Here is an 18,880-nt window from a genome sequence, read left to right on the forward strand (position 1 = left end):
ACAGACGCGATTAATCGCGTCTCTCCAACTCTTGACTCTTTGAAATCAAATAAAAAATCAATATGGCAATTAATATTCAGGAAATCAAAATTTTGGTGGTTGAAGATCAGCCAGAAGATTTAGAATTTTTAGCAGATATTCTTTGCTGTCAAGGGTATCAAGTTAAAAGCGTCAATTCGGGAAAACTCGCAATTAGTCAGGTAAATGCTTTTCAACCTGATTTAATTCTGTTAGGTTTAATGATGCCAGAGATGGATGGATATGAACTTTGGCAATATCTATTATATGAAAAGACTACACAAAATATTCCGATAATTTTCCTGAGCTATCCAGAGGAATTCTTTAAAAAATTTAAATCCTATGAAATAGGTACTGTTGATTATATTGCTAAACCCTTACTCTTAGAAGATGTTGTCTTACGGGTCAAGAATCGACTTACTCTGGAAAACCTCAAACAGCGATTAACAGCTAAAAATCCTCATCTAATAGCAGAAAAGCATGATTTACAACACAGCAACATATATATAGATGCGATGTTGCATAGTGCTAAGGTAGGCATTTGTCTGACTGATGAAAATGGATATTTTTTAGAGGTAAATCCTACCTACTGTCAAATGTATGGATTTACCAGTGAAGAACTAATTGGTCAACAATTTACCCTACATTATGCAAATTTAACAGCTGTTGCTAAATCTAATTTAATTCAGCAATATAAAAATTTTATTGTTAATGCGACTCAGTCAGAAAAAAGAGAATTTATTATTACCCGTAAAGATGGTTCGCGCTTACCTGTAGAAATGACTCAGGTAATTGGGCAACAGGATGATGGTAAATATTTTGTAGTCACCACATTCACAGATATCAGCGATCGCCAAGTTGCACAAGCTGCCCAAAAATCTCGCGAACGTTATTTAGAAGCTTTACTAGAAATTCGACGCAAATTATCTACTTTTGATGGCAATAAAAAATACTACGGCGAAATTGTCCAAATTTTGGGGATAGCCGCAAAAGTCAGTCGTGTATATATTTTTGAAAATCATCATGCAGCCGGAGGTGGTTTAGTGATGAGCCAATGTGCTGAATGGTGCGCGCCAGGAATTCAGCCGAAAAATCATAACCCTGCGCTACAAAGCGTTGCTTATGATAAGTCGTTTCCACGTTGGGCTACCTTATTATCACAAGGCGAAATGATTTCCGACATTGTGGCGGAATGTCCGGAGTTAGAACGGGAGATTTTAGCTAATCAGGGAGTTTTATCAATTCTGGTTCTCCCGATTTTTGTCAAAGGTGAGTTTTTCGGTTTCATTGGCTTTGATAACTGTGTCGCCGCTCGTTTTTGGGAAACTGCGGAAGTCTCACTTTTACAAGCCACCACTGCAGCTATTGCTGTTGCTCATGAGCGAGCGCAACTATTAGAAACAGAAAAACAAGCACGTGCAGAATTAGAAAAGCAAAATCGCCAACTCCAGCAGCAAATTCGTATCAGCGAAGCTTCGCGGAAGGCGCGCCTGTTTGCTCTTAAAGCTAGTGAAGGTAAATATCGTCACCTAGTTGAGACTTCCCAAGATATCATTTGGTCTGTGGATATAGAAGGATTAATTACTTTTATTAATCCGGCGGTGAGAAAGTTATATGGTTACGAACCCCAAGAGATGATTGGGCGGGCGTTTACTGATTTTATTTTGCCTAGCCAAGTGACGCAGATGCAGGAAGTGTTTCTGCGTCTTCTCAATGGCGAGTCGATTTTCCAGCATGAAACTATTTGTAGTACGAGAGATGGTAGTATTCTGTATCTGATGCTGAATGCGATCGCTCTACATAATGATGAGGGCGAAGTTGTTGGCATCACTGGTACAGCTAGTAATATTACGCAGCGCAAACGCGCCGAACAAGCATTACAATCCAGTGCAATTAAGCTGCGTCAGCATAATTTAGTACTTACAGAACTCGCCACCAATCAGGTGCTTTATCAAGGCGACTTAAAAGCAGCTGTGAGTCTGATTACAGAAGTAGGGGCAAAAAATATTGCGGTGGAACGAGCCAGTGTTTGGCTATATACAGAAAACGAGACAATTTTGCAGTGCATAGATTTATTTGAGCAAAGCCAAGATCAACATAGCGAAGGATTTTCCCTCATTACCGCCGATTATCCGGCTTATTTCCAAGCTTTGCATCAAAACCAACTAATTGTAGCCCATGATGCCTGTAACGATCCGAAAACTCAAGAGTTATCTCAGTCTTACTTAACTCCTTTAAATATTACTTCCATCCTTGATACACCCATCCGACTAGGGGGAAAAACTGTTGGTGTTTTATGCTTGGAATCTGTATTAATTGCTCATCATTGGACACAAGAAGACCAAAATTTTGCCCGTTCCTTGGGAAATTTAGTCTCTTTAGCCCTAGAAGCAAGAGAACGCCGACGCGCGGAAACCGCACGCCGCATTTCCGAAGAAAAGTTAGGTTCGGCTTTTCGCTCATCTCCTGACCCGATTAGTCTCAGTATTATTCCGGAGATGCGCTATATCGAAGTTAACGATAGCTTTTGTTCATTTTTTGGTTATTCCCACGGTCAAGTCATTGGACATACTAACCAAGAATTGCAGATTTGGGTAAATCCAGAAGAATATGCTTATCTTCAGCAAATTTTGCGCCAAACAAAAGCAATTCGTAACCATGAAGTTGATGTCCGTACTGCTACAGGTGAAGTGAAAACTACCTTGTTCAGCGCGGAAATGATTGAAATTGATGGGCAACAGTACATACTGGGTACAGCTAAAGATATCACTGAGCGTAAACAAGCTGAAAACGAAAGCCGTTTATTGTTGTTAACTACCCAAGCGATAACTCGCGCCATTGATGTAAACACAGCTTTAGTGGTGATTCTGCGCTTAATTTGCCAAAATATCGCCTGGGATTTTGGCGAAGCTTGGATACCGAGCGATGATGGCAAAATTTTAGAACATACTCTCAGTTGGTACGGTGAAGATAGCAGCTTAGAAGAATTTGGGTTAGAAAGTAAAACTATTAGCTTAAATCTGGGCGAAGATTTGCCAGGGCGAGTTTGGCAACAGAAACAGGCAGAATGGTTAGAAGATGTGTCTGGTGTCACACAGCCTGTTTTTTTGCGATCGCCACAAGCAGCTAGGGTAGGATTAAAAGCTGTGTTTGGTGTGCCAATTTTAGCTAGCAACAAAGTCCTAGCAGTTTTGGCCTTTTTTAAAAGCAGCTCGGTACAAGTTGATAAGCGGTTGCTATTGCTAGTATCTGCAGTTGCAGCCCAGTTAGGGGGATTAATTCAGCGCAAACAAGTAGAAGCAGCCCATAGAAAGAGCGAAGAACGCTTGCAATTAGCCCTAGAAGCCAGCGATTTGGGATTGTGGGATTGGAATCTCACCAGTAACAAAATTTATCGTGACTGGCGCTGGAAGAAAATGCTGGGCTATGAAGAACATGAAATTGAAGATAATGTCCAAGCTTTTGAACAATTAGTCCATCCCGAAGATTTACCTTTAGTTAACGCAGTTTTAGCGCAGCATTTGCAAGGTGTCAGCCCAATCTATGAAGTAGAATTTCGGATGCGCTGCTCTTCCGGTACTTGGAAGTGGATTCAAACTCGCGGGCAGATTTTTGAGCGTGATGAACAAGGTGTACCACTGCGAATGACAGGTACAAACAAAGACATCACTCAACGTAAAGCCTTAGAAAAAGAAATCGCCCTGAGAGAAGCGCGCCTCAATGCCTTTTTCTCTGGTGCGCCTGTGGGTATGAGTATTTTAGATAATCAACTGCGGTTTGTGCAAATCAACGAATTACAGGCAGATATTAATGGATATCCGCAAACAGACCACATTGGTAAGACTATTCAGCAAATTATTCCCCATATTGCCCCTGTGGTTACTCCATATTACGAGCAGGTGCTATCAACTGGGAAACCAATTCTCAACATAGAAGTCAGCAGCCCTGCACCCCAGCAACCAGATACGGTGCGTCACTTCTTGATTTCCTATTTTCCCATTCCCGGTGAAGACGATCGCCCTTCTGGTGTGGGTACAGTCATGGTAGAAATTAGCGATCGCAAATATGCAGAGCAAAAATTGCGTTTAGCTAACGAACGCTTACAATATCTCCTGACTTCTAGCCCTGTGGTGATTTATAGCTGCAAAACCTCTGGGGATTTTGGCACTACTTTCATGAGTGAGAACGTGAAGAAAATGCTCGGCTATGAAGCGCGAGAATTTCTGCAAGATTCGAGTTTCTGGTTGCGTTACGTCCACCCAGAAGATGTGGAATCTATCTTGAAAAAGTTTTCTGAGCTGTTTGAGCAGGAGTATCGGTCTTACGAATACCGCTTTTTACACGCTGATGGGACTTACCATTGGATATACGAGCAAGTACGGTTAATCCGCGATGAGGCTGGGAACCCGATTGAGTGTGTGGGTTATTTAGCAGATGTCAATGTGCGGAAGTTAGCAGAATTAGGTTTGCAAGCCAGTCAACAACGATATCAACTGTTAGCAGAAGCCTCACCAGCTTGTATTTTCCACACCGATGTTGATGGCAATATTTTATATTTTAATCAACGCTGGAGTGAAATTACTGGGCTTTCCTTAGTCGAGTCTCTGGGTAGAGCTTGGGCAAAAGCCATGCATCCAGATGATTACGAGCTTGTGTTGTCAAGTTGGGATACATCTAGGGCAAACAAAAGTCCCTATAAAATGGAACATCGGTTTCTCAGCCCTGATGGTAAAATTATCTGGGTAATTTGTCAGGCATTGCCAGAAATCGGCGAAGATGGCGAAGTTAAGGGCTACATCGGTACAGTTACAGATATTACCGAGCGCAAGCTAGCAGAAGAAGCCTTACAAGAAAGTGCGGAACGGGAAAGAGCGATCGCCCAAGTTATTCAAAGGATGCGCCAAACCTTAGATTTAGAGACGATTTTCGCCGCCACCACCCAAGAATTACGACAAGTGCTAGACTGCGATCGCGTTGTGGTTTACCGTTTCCACCCCGATTGGACTGGTGAATTTGTCTCTGAATCGGTGGGATTTGGTTGGTCTTCGCTCTTAGAAGCACAAAAAAATGACCCCTATCTTACCGAAGGTGCTTTAGCAGAAGGGCGTTGTATTTGGACAATGTTGGATAGTCTACAGCAGGTGCGAGATTCAGATCTGAACACTATCCCAGAGATTGAGTATACCCAAGTTGCCAATTTTCGCTATGTTGCAGACATTGACAAAGTCAAATTTCAACCCAATTACATCAACTTTTTAAAGCGCCTGCAAGCTAAAGCTTATATTACTGTGCCTATTTTATGTGGCAATGAAGTGTGGGGATTATTAGCTAGTTACCAAAATTCTGTCCCCCGTCAATGGAAAACAGAAGAAATAAACATTGTTGTCCAAATTGGTAATCAGCTAGGAGTTGCTTTACAGCAAGCGCAATTACTAGCCCAAACTCAAAGTCAGTCACAAGCATTACAAGCAGCTGCGATCGCAGCTGATGCGGCTAATCGGGCTAAAAGTGAATTTCTGGCGAATATGAGTCATGAATTGCGAACACCACTCAACGCGATTCTTGGTTTCACCCAAATCATGACCCGCGAAAATACCTTATCCAGCGAACATCAGCAACACTTAGCAATTATTAATCGTGCTGGTGAGCATCTATTAAATTTAATTAATGACATTTTAGAAATGTCGAAAATTGAAGCTGGTAGAACGACTTTGAATGTCACTAGCTTTGATTTAATTCATTTATTAAAAAGCTTGGAAGATATGTTACATTTCCGGGCTGCTGCTAAGAACTTACAGTTGCTATTTGAATATGCTGATGATATTCCTCAATATGTGCAAACTGATGAAAGTAAATTACTGCAAGTTCTGCTCAATCTTTTAGGGAATGCTATCAAGTTTACTCATCAAGGTAGCGTCATACTGCGAGTAACATCGCAGCAGCAAGAGCAAAATTCAGACCATGTTACCCAAATTGTATTTGAAGTTCAAGATACTGGCCCCGGTATTGCACCCCAAGAAATTGATTTATTATTTGAAGCCTTTGGACAAACTGAAACTGGTAGAAAATCGCAACAGGGAACAGGACTCGGTTTAGCCATTAGCCGCAAATATGTACAATTAATGGGTGGAGATATTAGCGTTAGTAGCACTTTAGGCGAAGGAAGTAAATTTACTTTTGATATTCAAATTAACCTCGCTTCAGCTAGCGACATTCATCTCCAACCAACTAAATCCCCTGTTATTGGTTTAGCACCTCATCAAGAACAATATCGCATCTTAGTAGTTGATGATGCTAGAGAAAGTCGTTTATTGATAGTTGAGCTATTAACATTTATCGGTTTTGAGGTGCAAGAAGCTACTAACGGCAAAGAAGCGATCGCGCAATGGCAAGAGTTGCAACCACACCTAATTTTTATGGATATGCGGATGCCGATTATGGATGGCTACGAAGCCACAAAATTTATTAAAGCTTCCGAAAGCAAACTTTCTATACCTCAGCGTCGCACGATCATTATTGCCTTAACTGCCAATGCTTTTGAAGAACAACGCGGCGCTATGATTAAAGCTGGTTGTGATGACTTAATTAATAAACCCTTCCGCGAAGAAATTTTACTAGAAAAGCTGAGTACTTATTTAGGAGTCAAATATCTTTACCAGCAAGACAGCAATCAATTAGTCAAGGCGAAGCTTAATAAAAAAGAACAAATTCTCACTTCTACCGAATTACTACCTTTGTTATCGCAAATGTCACCGGAATGGCTCACCCAGCTCTACCATGCTGCGGCTCAGTGCAGTGATGGCATGATTTTAGACTTACTGGATCAGATTCCCACAGAAAATCCTGTTTTAAAAACCTTTTTAACTGATTTAGCAGATAACTTTCAATTTGAAAAAATTATGGAACTCGCAGAGCAACCAGATATTTTTTCATGAGATGAGGTAGATGAGGGAGCAGGGGAAGAATAAATTACCAATGCCCAATGCCCAATGCCCAATGCCCCAATACAATTTTTACACCCTGCCCAAGTATGAAAATCTACCCGCCTTATTCTCTACCTAAAATTTAAAAATCCCCGAAAACTATTTATATAGGTACTATTGCCAAATTTTTATAAGCAGATATACTGAATATATAGAGACTCAAAAAAACTCTCGCATCTACAAAAAAAGTGAGAAGCTAGCTACAAGATATAGCAGCTAGCTTCTAAGGGTATCTACCGTTTTTCGTCTTCAGCCGCTTACTGCTCCAGTTCTCATACTAAGTTTGTCATTTTTTTTTGTCAAGCTGTCATTTAATTAAGACAAAAAAAAATGTCTTGCATTTGTGACTTCATGAGAGAAAATAAAAGACAAGCGTAATATTCAGGATTTCGGTATATGACTGACAGAAGGCGTTCTGATGATTACAAGCAAATCAGCGGCTATATTCCCCTAGATTTAGCGCTGGAGTTCAAGAGCATCTGCGCTCGTTTGGGTATTTCCCAAAGCGATGCGATCGAAGAGATGGCCCATGAGTGGATAGCCCAAAAAACGGGTTCTCGCTCGAACAGTTCTCGAAATGCTGCTCCCAAAACCATTGCTGATTTAGTGCGAACCAATATGACAGAACTGAAACGCTGTGGAATAAAAAACTTATCAGCGTTAGCCAAGGGTGAAGTTTTACCTACACCAGGAGACTTTGCAATTATCACATCGGCTTTAGCCATCCCGGAGGAGGAAAGAGTAAAGATTTGGGAAGAAACTTTTAAATTGTCCGTATATCAAGATACTAGGGGTGTAAAAGTGTATAGAGATTCTGGAGGTGTCAAAGAAGATGAGTGTGAGTATTCTTAGAATCCTCAACTTACCGGGATGGAATTATAAAATGTCTTATGAAGGAGTTTCAATTGTTGCTCCTACTAAGCGTGATGCTACGCAGCTTGCTCAAAGCTACGGAGACGCTCTCAGTGAAACTGCATACAGAATTAATGGGAAAGTGCGGATTCGCTGGCGAGGTTGTAAGAACCCAATTGAATTTTTTGGGTGGATGGCGACGCAAGAACCGCCAACATCCGCAGAAACTGCGGAACGGATATTACAATATCAAGGTTCTGTGTTTTGTAGCCAGTTGCAAATACCGTCAGAATTGTTGTACCGCATGGTAGCTGCTGCAGAAAATGAGCGCCCTGTGAGTATCGTCAGACAAGATACTCGCAAGCAAATCATTGTTAATCAGCCAATGGCTGAGATGCTAGAGACACCACCAGAAATTGCGACTCAGAGGGTAATGACCCAATTTTGGCTACCTGAGGATTTAGCAGAACTGGAACAAAGGTTACATAATGATCGCCAGTTCACCTGGACATATTCTGCGGGATTGAATGAGCGCGCTTGGGCGATACTCACCACTCAATTCGAGGCTTTTGAGGTTGATGGTATTTGGTATAGACAGGGAACCTGTTTATCAACGCCTCAACTTGTGCCGATTCCACCAGGGGTATTGGAACAGGCTTAAATAAATAATTTGACTCCTTCAAGAATTTAAAAATCATCAGGTGCGTCCTTTCTTTTGCAATTTCAGGGTGCGCTCCTTCAAAATTTGCGATATTAAATTTTGCGAAAAGTTGCAAGGAGGGTTTCCCTACGTAGCAAACTTTTCAAGACGGATTTTGGAGGAAAATTTGTGAAATTAAATAATACAGAATTTAATTAATAATTCCTGCAATCATTCTCGAGTAATTGAGATTTTGGACTATTATTAGCCCTCTTATGTCACTTGCGGAAAACAATAATCGGAGCGAAACTCTGAAACTTTGATTTGATAAAGTTTTGAGCTTTTATTTTCTAACAGAAACTAAAATTTATAGCCAAAAACTGAAAAGTAAAACTCTCAAAGGCTTTCAGGCATTGGTTTCTCCCAAAGTGACAGAACAGGGTTAGTCACATGTTTTTTTCAAAACCTCATTCCTCATCCCAAAAGTATCTTATTTACCACTTCCAAGGGCGGAATCTAGGTTTCAGATTTAGATTCGTTATCTGATGTGGTTTGTAATCCTTTTAGCTGTGATTGTGCATCTTTATAGCTATCTTGATCGCCTCTTTGCTTAAATAATTTTGCGGCTTGCTGAAAATCTGCGATCGCGCCTTTTTTCTCCCCTAATTTTGCCCGCAGTAAACCGCGATTATAATAGGCTAAGGCATAGCGCGAATTCACTGCGATCGCTTTGGTGTAATTTGCCAGTGCTACTTTTTTATTTCCCCATTCCAGATAAGCATTACCCCGGTTATTATAAGCAACTGCATTTTTAGGTTCTAGTTGAATCGCTTGGTTATAATCTACAATTGCGCCTTGATAATTTCCCAAAGAAAAGCGATGCATTCCTCTATGGAGATATGCTACAGCTAATTTCGGATTTAGCTCGATAACTTTGTTATAATCTTCAGTTGCTTCTAAATTTTTGCCCAAATCGCTATAAACATCTCCCCGACTTAGATAAGCTTCCAGATATTTCGGATTGATGTCAATGGCGCTATTATAATCTTGAATCGCAGCTTGACTTTGGTTATTTGTAAATAAAGTTAAACCCCGTTGATAATAGGCTTTAGCATCATGGGGATTTAGCTCAATCACTGTATCAAAATCTTGAATCGCAGCTTCTTTCATTTTTAAGCGGCGGCGGACAATACCCCGTTGTAAGTAGGCTTCGCTATACTTTGGCTGAAAGGCGATCGCTTTACTAAAATCAGTGATTGCTGCTGGATAATCTTTTAATTCTACACGTGCTAAACCCCGCCCATAGTAAGTATAAGGATTTTTGGCATTCAGTTTAATTGCTTGATTAAAATCTGCGATCGCCTGTTTATATTTACCTAATTCATAAAAAGAAAAGCCACGGTCATAATAAGCATTATCATCCCGGCGATTTAGCTGAATTGCCTTGCTAGAATCTGCTTGAGCTTTTTGATATTCTCCTAATCGATAAAAAGCATCACCTCGGCGATTATAAGCTTGTGCATGTCGCGGATTTAATGTAATTACCTGAGTCAAATCTTTAACAGCTTCTTGGAATTCACCTTGCTCATATTTTTCTATTCCTTGCAGGTATAATAACTTGGCATCACCCGCAGGTTTGGAAGTGAGTGAAAACCATGCAGCAGCACCAACTGTAATCAAGCTAGCGATTCCAGCAACAATTAACCAAGGCTTGTTAATTATCCGTTTTTGAGTGCCATTTGTTAGATGCTTGAGGTCATTTAATACTGCAGTAGCAGACTGATAGCGTTTGTGGTAATCAAAACGCACCATTTTATCGATAATTCTAGCTAAACCTTTGTTGACTTGTGGAATTTTATCACGCCAAACAATTTCACCTGTCAGCAAATTTTTGTGCTTTGGTAATATAGCTATTTCATTATCTGTTAAACCGATGAGAGCTGCGATCGCTATCATACCTAAAGCATATATATCGCTGTTAGGTTGGGTGTTACCTTGTAATTGCTCTATGGGTATATATTCGAGATTGCCAACAATATTAGCGACAATTTCTTTCATAGAACCAAAGTCAATCAAAACTAACTTGTTGTCCGACTCCCGCCGAATAATATTTGCTGGTTTAATATCCTGATGTATGACTTCTTGACTATGGATCAATACCAAAATTTCTAATATCTCAGTTAAGAGATTAATAACTTGCTCTTCCTCCCAAGGAGTACCTAAAAAAATTTCCTCAGTTAACGGCTTACCAGGAATAAATTCTTGTACTAAGTAGAATTCTTCATTTTCTTCAAAATAATTAACTAGCTGCTGAATTTGCTCGTATTTTTTACAGACTTTTTCTAAAGTTGCTGCTTCACGTGCAAACAAGCGGCGCAAAATTTTTAGATCTTGAGGATTTTTGTTGGCAGGTTGTAGTTGCTTCAAGATAAATTGACTGTTAGGAAGGTTTGTATCTTCCACCAAATAGGTTTGTGTCAATTCCCCTGTATTTAAAACCGCCAAGATTCGGTAACGTGCATCCAGAAGGTGACTATGCATGAAAATAAATATAGTTTTATCCGGAATGATTTGATTATAGCTTGCGTATTATTACTGATGTAAATTTATTTAGTTAGATAAAAATATGCAACAGTTTATTGCTAACTATAGGCAGTAAAGTATATTATGCCGTAAGTTAACGCCCCGCCAATGATATCAAAGTTGACGTGTTAAAGAAATCACTATCTTGAAAATAGGGAGCAGGGAAAGAGAAATTTTGATGTTTGGTTGTGGTATTTTTCCCTGGGGGCGAATTTGAAAATAGGGGCACTTAGGCTAAATAAGAACGATTTTCATGCTTTTTATGGAATTTTAATACCTAAAAACAGTACTGACGCTTCTACGGCTTCCCAAAGAGTAGCACCACTGTGTAGATCACTTCTGAAACAAGGTTAGCGCCTACCGTAATATTAATTTGAAAAGAGAATGCGACAGCTTGTAGAAGCACGGCAGTGCCTTGCCCTCTAGAATATATTGATGTATCGCAAACATTATTTGATTTGGTATAAGATATCCAAATCGTGGTAATGGACATACCCCCTTGTAGTCACTGCTGTCAAGTGGGATTGCTGAGTAACTTATATTAAGCAGTTAAAACAATTAATTACACAGATTATTTCTCTGTTCTCTCTTTCTACTAATAAACTTAATTTTGCACGATTATTAGTGTACGCAGTTGATGAAGGTTACTGAGTACTACTTTTCCAAATCAAAAATCTTAGCAAATATAGAAAACACAGAGTAAAAAATTATAATTTTTTACTCTGTATTTACCTATGTATCTGCACCCTCAAGATTCGTGATGCCCTTTGCTTTATTTCTGATAATCTTAGTTTTTTTTAAACAACATTTCCATCTGTCTTACGATAGGTTTGAAGATATTCTATTGTCTATAAGATTCTATTTTTTTCAGTGGTTAATCTCTATTAATGTTACCAGTTTATACTCATCAAAACAATGATACTACAGGAGATTTAACTTGTTGTATTTATTACGTGTTGCGCTTAAATAGGAAAATACAAGCTTAAAAATTTTGCTACATATTTGTAACTAGCTTCTTACATATAACAATTCGGTTTGATACCTGAAAATGCTTGTGTAGCAAGGGGAAAGAGCAACGATAATCAGGAATAAAACTATACCTACCTTTTTCATAAATCAAATATTATTCTTATATATGTTGAATTTATACAAATACAACTGGGTGCATCCCAGTTTTTATTTTATAACTAGAGAATTAAGCGTCATTGCGAGGAGGAACGACGAAGCAATCGCATGGATTTATTCCTGGTGAGAGATTTTGCGATTGCTTCACTCCACTTCGTTGCGTTCGCAATGACATTGAAAAAAGTGGGATGCTCCCAATACAACTCTTCTACAAGAATCATATTTTATACATTATTAAAAGCTTCATATTTAATAGAAAGCCATGAAACTTTGCTTATACAAAGCTATAGCTAGTAAAAAAAGCTGCATTATATAAGTACAGCGCGTCTTGAAGTAGGCTAGAATGCGTATATGTAATGTGTAGTTTATTAGCCACCCACTTGAATGTAAGAATCATATTTGATGGCTAAAAACTCTATATACCTTAATTTCTTCTTTCCTGTTCTCTTTCTACTTCAGTATTTTCTTTGCATCAAAACTGATTGCTATGGCATAGTTTGCAGCACAACAATATTGTGTTTTAATACATAGCAACTACATACAACAGACTATTACTGATTTTTAAATTGCTCGTCTACGGGAATCTGATAGCCATTAGCAAGGCGGTTAGTTGTATTTGCTGTAGCAACGATCGCTAACAATTCACCAAACATCGTATCAGTCATGCCCTTGGCACGTCCTGATGCTGTGTGTGAAGCAATACAATAATCACAGCCATTGGTCACACTGACCCCAATGTAAATTAGTTCACGCATCAATGGATCAATCTCCCCTGGACTGGTCATGACTTCCTTGACCGTTTGCCAAGTACGTTGCAGGGTAGGGGGATGATTAGCGATCGCTTTCCAAAAATTGTTGATATATTCAGTCTGACGTGTAGCGCGGATATCATCATATACCGCCCGCACTTCATCGCTAGCTTGTTCGTATTCTATTAAATTAGTCATTTGTCATTTGTCATTTGTCATTTGTCATTTGTCATTTGTCATTTGTCATTTGTCATTTGGTAATGGGTAATAGCTATTTCTTACTGTCTCCTCATCCCCCTCATCTCCCTCATCTTCCCCAGTTCCCAGTCCCCAGTCCCCAATCCCCATTACCCCTTATCCCCAGAGGGGGCCCCAAGTTCCCCAATCCCCAACTAAACAGTACTTTCTACAAGTTGGTTTTCTTGACGCAAATAGGCTTGAATGAAAGCGTCAAGGTCGCCGTTCATCACATCGGTAATGGCTGTTGTTTCAATGTTGGTACGCAAATCCTTCACCATTTGGTATGGGTGAAACACATAGTTACGGATTTGGTTACCCCAAGAAGCTTCCACCATATCGCCGCGAATTTCGGCAATTTCTTGGGCGCGTTGTTCTCGCGCAATCACTAGCAACTTTGCTTTGAGACGAGCTAAAGCTTTCTCTTTATTTTGCAATTGCGATCGCTCTTCTGTACAACGCACAGCCAGACCAGTGGGAATGTGAACAATTCGCACTGCTGTTTCTACTTTGTTGACGTTCTGTCCGCCTTTACCACCAGCACGAGATGTAGTAATTTCTAAATCCTTTTCGGGAATGTCTAGTTGTACAGAACTATCTATTTGTGGCATAACTTCCACCCCAGCAAAACTGGTTTGGCGTTTACCATTGGCGTTAAATGGCGAAATCCGCACTAAGCGATGTGTACCAGTTTCCGATCGCAAATAACCATAGGCGTAGCGACCAGTAATTTCCAAAGTAGCCGATTTAATCCCGGCTTCATCACCTTCTGACTCTTCAGCTAAAGCCACCTTGTAACCGTGGGCTTCTGCCCAACGGGTATACATTCGCATCAGCATGAATGCCCAGTCTTGAGCGTCTGTACCACCTGCACCAGCGTTAATTGTTAACACCGCGCCTTTATCGTCATAGGGGCCGGAAAGTAATTGTTGTAACTCCCACTGATCGAGTTCGCTATTGAGTGTGGTAATCGTAGATTCCGCTTCTTGCAACAGCGATTCGTCGGTTTCTAACTCCAACAACTCAACCACAGCCTTGGTATCTTCCAGATGAGTTTGCCACTGATGATACTGCTCAAGGTGGGCTTTCAGGTCATTGAGTTCTTGTAGAGTTTCTTGGGCTTTAGTTTGGTCGTCCCAAAATTCTGGCTGGGCGGAAATTTGTTCTAAATCTTGAATTTTCGCTGTCAGTGCAGGTACGTCAAAGATAGTCCTGGGTTTTACCCAGGCGGTAAGACAACGTTTCGATTTCGCGTTTGAGTTCTAAGACATCCATAGTGCTTACTAAAGATAAAGCGCTCCCGATGGTAAGGAACTTGCTCTTAATTTCTATTTTCCTTTTTGATTTTAGCTGTAGTTGACCAAGTTCTCTCGTTGCATTTGTCTAAGTTGCTAAAATTACAGAAATTATTCAGTATGCATATTTGCTCGCGCTAGGGTTTGATATTGCTGTTGCAAATAGGCTTTGATCAAAAAATCAATGTCACCATTCAAAACCTCCGTTGCAGCTGTTGTTTCTACTTGGGTACGCAAATCCTTGACCCTGGTATAGGGATGCAAGATATATTCACGGATGGGCTTTTTGAATAGAGATTTGATTCTGCCAGATTGAAGATCAGAAATATTCTGAACACCTTGGGCTTGCATGAAAGCCCATAGCTTACTTTTAAGAATAGCTAAGGCTTGCTCTTGGTTCTGCAGTTGATTACGTTCTTGGTCACACAAGACAGTAATTCCTGTAGGAATATGAAAAACTTGTACCCACGTTTGTGGGCGGTTGACATTTCCACTATGCCAACATTTAGTTATATCTAAATCCTTTTCTGGAATTTCTAACTCAAAAGATTTATCTAAAATGGGGCTAACTTCTACAATTGCTTTGCAAGTGAGTCGCTTACCATTACCATTTTGGGGATAAATCCTAACTATTTTTACATGAGTTCCTTGTTCTGATTTGAGGCAGCCGTATGCGTAAAGACCTGTAATTTCTAGGGTAGCGGACTTAATTCCAGCTACATCTTTGCAAGATTCTGCGACTAGATATACTTTGTAATTGTGGCTATTTGCCCACCGATAGTACATTCTCAACAAAATCGAAGCCCAATCTTCGGCATCTATTCCACCAACCCCGGCAGTAATAGTAAGATATGCGCTCTTTTGGTCGTAATATTCAACTAGTAACTGTTGTATTTCTAGTGTTTTAAGTTCTTGTTGAAGCTGGATCAGGTTAGTTTGCGCCTCATGCAATAATTGCTCATCGGCAGAGTATTCTAACAGTTCTAGAGCAGCTTTGATATCTCCTAGAAGTGAATGCGATCGCTGATATTGTATCTTTTTGGCATTGAGAGATTCAATATCTCTAACTGTTTCATAGGCACTAACGCTAGTTTCCCAAAAATTAGGCCGAGAAATTATATTTTCTAATTCTTGAATTCTTGCAGTTATTTCTCCCAGGTCAAAGACAATCTTCTGCTTTGCCCAGGATATTCGATAACCTTTTTACTTCACGTTTGATGTTTGAGAGTTCCAGCATAACTTTGCTCACTTACGGCTGATAACTTACTACATATTGTATTACAAAAATTTCTTCTTAAGTTTAAATGTCATCCAAATTAAAAAACCGTGGTTGAATCTCAACAACCACGGTAATAATTTATCAATTTTACTTACCTATGGGTGCTTAATCACGGCCATTCAGGGCAATTAGCAACCGCAAAATAAAAATGAATAGGTTGATGTATGTGAGGTACATAGACAAAGCCGCAGGCAAGTACTGATCGTTGCGATAAGTACGAGGCAAGATATAGAAATCAACTACAGATGCGCCGACGAACAAAAATACGCCCAAACCAGAAATTGCTATTTCTAGCCAGGTTGGTGTATAAACACCAAACAAAGCAAAGACAAATTGAGCCAAACAGACAACTACTAAGGCAATGATGCCGAGAGAGACGGTTTTACTTAAAGCCATCCCGTCTTGTTCCGAAAGATTGGAACCAATTTGACGGGCAACAATAAAGGTAACACCACAACCTAGGGCAGCTAAACCAATACCTTGAATGCCTACACCTTGAGTTCTCAAGGCGACAAACACTAAGCCACTGAGAGTATATCCAGTTAAGAGGCTATAGGTAGCTAGTAGGGGTAATGCCAAACCTTTGTTGCCTTTTTCAGCAACATTTTGCGCCACAAAGAACAAAATTAGCTCTAGAATTACCGCACCAATGAAGGTGGGAAAGAAAATTCCGGGGTTAGTACGGATAACTCCCAAACCACCGTAAGTTCCCAGTGCTGTGAGTACAAGACCGCCACCGACATAAGGAAGGGCATTGGCAATTACATTAGGGCCTACGAGGGCTTGAGTTCTAGCGTCCCGAATGGCATCACGAAAATTGCTGGTGTTGCTCATATTTAAAAAAGTGTTTTACAGATAAACGTTCTGCTTTACTCTCATTTTTACCAATATCTGCGGCAAGTAACCAGGGAGTAACGCTAAGGACTTCCAAATAAATATCCTATCGTTATGTAAGTAGAAGGAGCAGAGGAGGCAGTCCCAATGAAAAAAATTTCATCACCATGTATGAAAGTAGCAATGGGCAGTATTTGTACTCAGCACTTTCAAGTCAGCTATTAATGCCTAGTTTTGGCACAACCAAGCATAAAAATCTGTCTTTCCCATGCCCTATGACGGCAGTTGCTACAACGGGGGGAACCCGCTCATGCGACTGGCTCCGCAACGCACTGCCTTCCCTATGCCCCATAACTATTTTCAACCTAGAGGAAGACGATGATTGTGGTCTTCACTCTCTTAATTGGATAATTTAATTTCTGTAACTCCCCTAGATAAATTCTGTTTTTTGGTGTATTTATCAAATCAGAACGATACTTTTGTGCTTAAAAAATTTTAGTCTTGAGTTTTTGGAGACTCTACAGTATTGTTCTTACTGATAGAGAATTCTTGATTGTTCCTGCCCAAGAGCAAAGGTAAGGATCGGTAATATTGAGTCAGTAAATTAGAAGCAGCCAAAATAGGGCGATTGAGATAACTTTTCGATGTCCAGCAATCTCCGCAAATGCTGGTATGGTTAGTTCTGATAGCAGAATGGGCAATCTAAATTTTAGATAGGTTGGTAGTATTTTTTTCCCATTCAACTCAGCAAGCAAGATACTCATTGATAAATGTATGTATTTTTAAGCAGAAACATTTAAGGTGTGTTGCCAGAACTCAAGAGAATGAGCTTCTGCAAATTGTTGTGGAGAAAACTACTTTTATCAACAACAGAGATCAATAAAAAATCATGCGTGTAAATACTGAACTAGAGCTTCGAGACCCTAATAAGTTCAGTATAACGACGATGGTTTATTCAGTCTCGTCTAAGGAAAATAATGACAGCTTTGATAACAATATACGCAACTCCATTTCTTCAGAAAAAGGAGTTACAACAAAGGAATTTTTATATGGCAGCAAGTGAGTCCTCTGTGCGAATAGATGGTATAGAGCTATTACATTTATACCACCAGAATCCTTCTATTAAACTTCGTAATCAACTTGTACAGCTACATACTGGTTTAGTACGGAAGATGGCTCACAAATTTAGCCATCAATGTAATGAACCTTATGAAGATTTAGAACAAATCGGTTATTTTGGTTTGATTAGAGCCATTGAACGCTTTGATCCCAGCCAAGGATATGCGTTTAGTTCCTTCGCTGTACCATATATTCGCGGTGAGATGCTGCATTTTCTGCGCGATCGCAGTACTCTATTAAAAATTCCCCGGCGTTGGCAAGAATTATATAATGAGGGGCAAAAGGTTCGCAAAGAATTATCAATTGCTTTAGGTCGTCCTCCTAAAGATTCCGAAATCGCTAAACAGCTGCATGTCTCTGTTCAAGAATGGCAAGAAACTAAATTAGCTGCTCAAAATCGGATGCCTTTAAGTTTAGATGCTACTGCAGTTCATTATGTTGATTGTCAAATAACTTTAGGTGAAGCCCTTCCTTGTCCTCGTTCTAGTGCGCTTCAGCAACAAGAAGAAGAACGCCAACAACTGCAAGGTGCTATCAGTTTGTTAGAAGAAAAGCCGCGTATGGCAGTTGAATTAGTATTTTTAAAAGAACTTTCCCGCAAGGATGCAGCTAAAAATATCGGTACCAGCCCCATGACAGTAACGCGATATCTGCAAAAGGGAATTCAAGATTTAATTTCCTATTTACAACCGCAAGCTGTAGCTAATGGGTCATAGTTCAGTAGTAAGGGTAGATGAGGGAGACGAGGTAGATAAGGGAGATGAGGGAGAATAGTGGAAAAGTTATTAAAGACCATAAAGACTTAGTAGTATATAAAATGGCTTTTGATGGAGCCATGAATATTTTTGAACTATCTAAAAATTTTCCATTAGAAGAACGCTATTCACTCACCGATCAGATTCGTCGTTCTTCTCGTTCAGTTTGTGCTAATTTTGCTGAGGGATGGCGTAAAAGAAGATATCAAGTAGCTTTTGTAGCGAAGTTAAATGACTGTGAGGCAGAATCGGCGGAGACTCAGACTTGGATTGAGTTTGCTGTTAAGTGTAACTACATGGATATTGAAATAGGCCGAGAACTCTATGGTACATACAATAAAGTTATTAGCGGCTTAGTACACATAATCAACAAACCATCACCTTGGCTAATTAAGCATTAATCTCTCCCTC

Annotated in this window: 10 protein-coding genes; 5 read left to right on the forward strand and 5 right to left on the reverse strand. The window is 39.9% G+C overall.

What is annotated here, in order from left to right; translation table 11 throughout:
- The first annotated feature begins 62 nt into the window (after window positions 1-62).
- The 3 genes from HGR01_RS19000 to HGR01_RS19010 all read left to right on the forward strand — a co-directional run bounded on the left by HGR01_RS19000 (window position 63) and on the right by HGR01_RS19010 (window position 8,514).
- Window positions 63-6,953 carry a PAS domain S-box protein gene (locus HGR01_RS19000; RefSeq protein ID WP_063749831.1) on the forward strand — a complete coding sequence of 2,297 codons (6,891 nt, stop codon included), beginning with the start codon at window positions 63-65 and terminating at the stop codon, window positions 6,951-6,953.
- Between the two features lie 444 nt (window positions 6,954-7,397).
- Window positions 7,398-7,853, forward strand: a complete 456-nt coding sequence (locus HGR01_RS19005) for a ribbon-helix-helix protein, CopG family (RefSeq protein ID WP_045871090.1) — start codon at window positions 7,398-7,400, stop codon at window positions 7,851-7,853.
- A complete protein-coding gene (locus tag HGR01_RS19010) occupies window positions 7,834-8,514 on the forward strand; it encodes a PAS domain-containing protein (RefSeq protein ID WP_045871089.1) in 681 nt (226 codons plus the stop codon). Before HGR01_RS19005 ends, HGR01_RS19010 begins: the two co-directional genes overlap by 20 nt.
- Window positions 8,515-9,009: 495 nt before the next feature.
- Here HGR01_RS19010 and HGR01_RS19015 read toward each other — a convergent pair whose 3' ends face one another.
- The 5 genes from HGR01_RS19015 to HGR01_RS19035 all read right to left on the reverse strand — a co-directional run bounded on the left by HGR01_RS19015 (window position 9,010) and on the right by HGR01_RS19035 (window position 16,595).
- On the reverse strand, window positions 9,010-11,034 hold the full coding sequence (locus HGR01_RS19015) for a serine/threonine-protein kinase (protein ID WP_045871088.1): 2,025 nt from the start codon (window positions 11,032-11,034) through the stop codon (window positions 9,010-9,012).
- A gap of 1,718 nt (window positions 11,035-12,752) precedes the next feature.
- On the reverse strand, window positions 12,753-13,148 hold the full coding sequence (locus tag HGR01_RS19020; RefSeq protein ID WP_045871087.1) for a carboxymuconolactone decarboxylase family protein: 396 nt from the start codon (window positions 13,146-13,148) through the stop codon (window positions 12,753-12,755).
- 194 nt (window positions 13,149-13,342) lie between these two features.
- Window positions 13,343-14,462 (reverse strand): peptide chain release factor 2 gene (gene prfB / locus HGR01_RS19025; protein ID WP_096621659.1). Its coding sequence is split into 2 segments (ribosomal slippage): window positions 13,343-14,389 and window positions 14,391-14,462, totalling 1,119 coding nucleotides; the frame shifts between segments, so codons are not numbered across the junction.
- Between the two features lie 131 nt (window positions 14,463-14,593).
- A protein-coding gene (locus HGR01_RS19030) for a PCRF domain-containing protein (protein WP_096622135.1) occupies window positions 14,594-15,716 on the reverse strand; the annotation gives its coding sequence in 2 pieces (ribosomal slippage) (window positions 14,594-15,643 and window positions 15,645-15,716; 1,122 coding nt in all).
- A 150-nt stretch (window positions 15,717-15,866) separates the two neighbouring features.
- The gene (locus HGR01_RS19035) at window positions 15,867-16,595 is read right to left on the reverse strand and encodes a Bax inhibitor-1 family protein (protein ID WP_045871084.1); all 729 of its coding nucleotides are present in this window, start codon (window positions 16,593-16,595) and stop codon (window positions 15,867-15,869) included.
- A 1,049-nt stretch (window positions 16,596-17,644) separates the two neighbouring features.
- On the opposite strand from HGR01_RS19035, the gene HGR01_RS19040 reads away from it, so the two are divergent.
- Window positions 17,645-18,430, forward strand: a complete 786-nt coding sequence (locus HGR01_RS19040) for an RNA polymerase sigma factor SigF (RefSeq protein ID WP_045871083.1) — start codon at window positions 17,645-17,647, stop codon at window positions 18,428-18,430.
- Window positions 18,431-18,474: 44 nt separating this feature from the next.
- Entirely contained in the window at window positions 18,475-18,870 is a 396-nt protein-coding gene (locus tag HGR01_RS19045; RefSeq protein ID WP_045871082.1) for a four helix bundle protein, read from the forward strand.
- The last annotated feature ends 10 nt before the right edge of the window (window positions 18,871-18,880 follow it).

Origin of the sequence: Tolypothrix sp. PCC 7712, assembly GCF_025860405.1 — a bacterium.
Lineage (GTDB): Bacteria > Cyanobacteriota > Cyanobacteriia > Cyanobacteriales > Nostocaceae > Aulosira > Aulosira diplosiphon.

What these genes read in the sequence shown, in the direction of transcription:
- HGR01_RS19000 (WP_063749831.1), top strand. Translation starts at nt 63, where the DNA reads ATGGCAATTAATATTCAGGAAATCAAAATTTTGGTGGTTGAAGATCAG.
- HGR01_RS19040 (WP_045871083.1), top strand. Translation starts at nt 17,645, where the DNA reads ATGGCAGCAAGTGAGTCCTCTGTGCGAATAGATGGTATAGAGCTATTA.
- HGR01_RS19035 (WP_045871084.1), bottom strand. Translation starts at nt 16,595, where the DNA reads ATGAGCAACACCAGCAATTTTCGTGATGCCATTCGGGACGCTAGAACT.
- HGR01_RS19015 (WP_045871088.1), bottom strand. Translation starts at nt 11,034, where the DNA reads ATGCATAGTCACCTTCTGGATGCACGTTACCGAATCTTGGCGGTTTTA.
- HGR01_RS19045 (WP_045871082.1), top strand. Translation starts at nt 18,475, where the DNA reads ATGAGGGAGAATAGTGGAAAAGTTATTAAAGACCATAAAGACTTAGTA.
- HGR01_RS19005 (WP_045871090.1), top strand. Translation starts at nt 7,398, where the DNA reads ATGACTGACAGAAGGCGTTCTGATGATTACAAGCAAATCAGCGGCTAT.
- HGR01_RS19010 (WP_045871089.1), top strand. Translation starts at nt 7,834, where the DNA reads ATGAGTGTGAGTATTCTTAGAATCCTCAACTTACCGGGATGGAATTAT.
- HGR01_RS19020 (WP_045871087.1), bottom strand. Translation starts at nt 13,148, where the DNA reads ATGACTAATTTAATAGAATACGAACAAGCTAGCGATGAAGTGCGGGCG.